2 protein-coding genes are annotated in these 4,120 nt (G+C 46.1%); both read right to left on the bottom strand.

Annotation, left to right across the window (positions count from 1 at the left end; translation table 11 throughout):
- A partial coding sequence (locus POW22_RS10315) for a PKD domain-containing protein (protein WP_272832597.1) occupies positions 1–3,778 on the bottom strand: 3,778 nt, incomplete at its 3' end.
- 103 nt (positions 3,779–3,881) lie between these two features.
- On the bottom strand, positions 3,882–4,120 hold a 239-nt coding region (locus POW22_RS10310), incomplete at its 5' end, for a T9SS type B sorting domain-containing protein (protein WP_272832596.1).

Here is a 4,120-nt window from a genome sequence, read left to right as displayed (position 1 = left end):
TGACAAAGATCGGTAGTGGAAGTACTTCCAACTCAAAAAGACCAATGGTCACACAGCCGTCGGAGTTTACTACCCGGACGTAGATCGTCTGTGGGTTACTGGTATTGGTATAGGCGTCTGCCGGAGTAATGGCAGGGGTTCCTGCTGAGGCATCTGCAGCCGTCTCGTGATAGGTAATATCCAGACCGGTAGGGTCTGCGGCGATCTCAAAATCCCAAAGGGTCAGATCAAAGACTGTAAAGCCGTCCGCTACATCGTCGTCACACAGCTCGTAAGTGGGCAGCGGTGTAGCCAGAATCACGATCAGTTCCAGCTCCGTAATGTCAAAACAGCCCGTCAAGGTGTTTTCAATTCGTGCGTAAACCGTCTGTGGACTCGTTACGTTGGTATACGGACTGGCCAGTGCTGTGGCGGGATCGCCGATCTCGGCCTCCGCAAAACTGAAGTAGTAGTTTACAAAAACGCCCGTCTGACCGCCAATGATATCCGCATCGGCCTGAGTCAGATCAAACTCATCAAAACCATCCGTATCCGTATCACATTCCTTAAGCGAGACCGGTGGGTTCGCAAATGGTGTGTCTAATACCACCAAATCAAAACTCTCGATCACAAAACAGCCCGTGGCCGTAACCTCAATGCGCGTCCAAATGGTCTGTGGATTGCTCGTGTTGGTATACAGCAAAGGAAGCGTTGGAGTGCCAGCCTCTGCATCCGCTAAAGAAACAAAGTAGTTCACCGTAAGCAGCGGATCGTCACCAGTCATCGCCGTGGTCACCGTGCTTAAATCAAACTCCGTAGTGTCATCCAAAGTGCCGTCGTAGTCACAAAGCTCGTAAGCTACCGGTGGGGTGTAGACGGGATCTGGAGGATTGTTTATCACAAATGGACCTGGTAAAGTGATGGTACAATCATTCAAGGTCACAATGACATCTGTATAAACTCCAGCCAACAGTCCTCCGATCAAAACAACTCCTGCTGTATCTGCTGTATATGAAACTGCACCAAGAGCAACGCCATCAACAGTGTAGGCAATATCGTAAGTGAATCCAGGAGTCAGACTGCTTATCTGCAGTGCTCCATCTGGACCACAAACAGGTGAATCAATTGGCGTCACTACGGGATCAAGAACTGGATTATTCAAGACGTAAGGACCTGGATCTACCGTTATACAAGGAGAAGACTCCACGGTAATATCTGTATAAGTTCCAGCATCAAGGCCACCTATAATCAATTGACCAGCAGCATCAGAAGTCAAAGCCAAAGGCCCGACCACGGTGCCATCTACGGTATAGGTCACATCAAAAGTTGTGGACGGGAACAATCCGTCTAGGATCAACTCCCCATCAGAATTACAGAAAACCAGATCAACGGTAGTGACCGTAAACGTGATATCTGGATAGATAATTTCATAAACACCTGGATCTACAATAGAACAAACGCCTCCTTGCTCTACCGTAACATCGGTATAGGTTCCTTGGGCTAAACCTGTTATAATAATGGTCCCTGCCGGATCTGTTGTATAGCTTACTGGACCAACTACCACACCATCTACAGTGTAAATAATCTCATAGGCTTCACTTGGATTCAAGCCAGTAATGGTCAAAGTTCCTTCTGGAACACAGCTCAACGGATTGGTTGTGGTAATGTCAAAGGTGAACCCAGGAATGATAAGGTCATAGGTTCCAGGATCTATAGTTACACAATCCAAACGTTCTAGGGTGATCAGTGTATAAGTACCTGGTCCCAGTCCAGTGATAATGATACTTCCAGTAGCATCAGAGGTGTAATCCAGAGGGCCCACAACCGTCCCGTCTACCGTATAGGTCACACTATAAGTTGTGTCTACCAATAAACCAACAAATTCTAGAGTTCCATCTAGCGTACAGCCTGTAGGATCTGTTGCAACAACAGTGAATGATGGTGGCTCCGGATCGCGTAAGTTGATCACATCATCTGCGGAGAAGGCACAACCAAGTGCATTCTCAAAGTCGAACATATCATAAGTTCCTTCATCCAGACCTGTTAACACAATCTCACCTAGAGGGTTAGAGGTAAATACCAACGGTCCAACGGGAACACCATCGTCTTCATAATTGATGGTGTAATCTGTATCGGGCACCAAATTCGCAAAAGTGATGAAGCCATCAGTTCCGTCACAAACCGTCGGTGGTGTCCCAGTGATGTTAATTAAGGACGGTGCAGAAACTCCGTCTCCACCAAAATCAGCAAACGAATAGAAATAAACAAAATCTCTAGCCTCCCCCGGTGCTAGAGAACCAATATTAAAAGCAATAGAAATAGCCTCATCCGCAGTGTTTATAGCACCCTCCGTTTGTGTAAACCCAATTCCGTTCCAAACATCAGAAGGGTCTCGATTGGCAAACCCTCCAAAGGTTACCTTAGCTCGCGGGTCGTTTGCATAGTAACATACGTTGGACCCGTCAGCATCTGGTTGAGAAGCTGCTAAAGGACCTTGGAAAGCACAAACGAAACTGGTAGGATCTGCAAAATCTGATTGCGAAATAATTTCATTGGTGGTCGTAAAGTTTCCGTTAATGGATTGGTTGTTATCCGGATCTACATTGTGCATCCAGAAAATATCGTTTTTTGGAACGGCACCCACATTGGTAACTGTAGTTTCCATTTGTATAAACAGACCCAATCTTGTAACAATTACCCGTCTATCTATTTGAATATCATCGACCTGCCCAGACCAAGTGATCACCGCCAATTCTCCAATACAGGGATCTGCTTCAATTGCTGCGGATACTATCCCACCAGGAATTTCAAAGATTCCCGAGGGTCCAAAGGCAGTATTGTTATTGTAGGCAACTCCGTCGATCTCAATGGCAAATCCTTCTTCTGGAGATCCCGGTGTAAAGTAACATCCGTCATAATCGATCCATCCGTCCTGCTGCGGATTCGCGATAAATCCGAAGAGGTTATTGGCAACGTCTCGAGGGTCGTTAAAAAGAGGCGGCCTCAATCCTGCAGGAGGACCGAATGCACCATTCGCAGCTAATCCAAGTTCCATATAGGAACCACGAGCAAATGCGACATCTCCTACTTGAACAGCTTCTAAGTCGGCGCTGCCAATTGCGCATTGCACTCCAATATTGTTTGTGCTAACACAACCACTGGCGTCTGTGACGGTAAGGGTGACGGTATAAACGCCGTCTGCAATATAAGAGTGATTAACAGTTGTTCCGGCAGCTGTGGTTCCGTCACCGAAATTCCATTCATAGGTTGCCCCCGTGCCATCGACACCAAAAATTGCGCTTCCGTTAAACGTAATATTGTCAGTTGGGGCAGCAGTTATAGTGCCGCCAACATCTGCAGGGACTGAGCTGTCAAAAACAGCCTCAATACTTTGACAACAAGAAATGTTTGCATTCCAGCCGTTACCTACACCAGCCGCGTCAGATTGAAAAACTATAGTTAGGCAACCACTCGCACCAGTGGATTCTACCAAACCAGGACTGGTTGTTCCAGTAAAAAATCCGAGGAAGGGAGCTGCTGTATCTGGGCCATCAAATATCTGCATGCCATCACCTACACCCAGATCAAATTCCGTGAAGTCTAATAGTATACCTAAACCTGCCACATCTGAACAGAGCGTAATTGTAAAATTTTCCCCATCTGCATAAGCTGCTGTTGTATTACCGGAATCGGTAAAATTGCCTATACAGGTGTTAAAGGTTCCGTCCTGCATTACCACGGTCTGTGAGAAACCGACGTAGCTAAGTAAGAACGTTAAGAGTAGCAATCCCTTTTTCATAGCTTGGTTATTTTGCCTTCTACAACTTGAGTTTAATAAGTTAGATCATTTCTTCATCAATAGAAATATTATTAGATATCATTTAGTTATTTATCGTTGAAAGCTATCTTTTAAGACTAAAATGTCCTTTAAACTCTTTGTTTATCCCGTCTTCTTGGTAGATCACTTGGAACCAGTAATCACTCGATGGCATCGGGTTACCGTTGTAGGTTCCATCCCAACCAGGCCCTAGTGGACTCAGCTGTTTGAGCAGCTTTCCGTAGCGGTCGTAGATGTAGATCTGCGCCGTTGGATTGCTGGCGATTCCTATGATGTTCCAGGTGTCGTGGAAGCCGTCTTGGT

The organism is Gilvibacter sediminis (genome assembly GCF_028561565.1).
Classification (GTDB): domain Bacteria; phylum Bacteroidota; class Bacteroidia; order Flavobacteriales; family Flavobacteriaceae; genus Gilvibacter; species Gilvibacter sediminis.
This window is presented reverse-complemented; position numbering and strand designations above follow the sequence as displayed.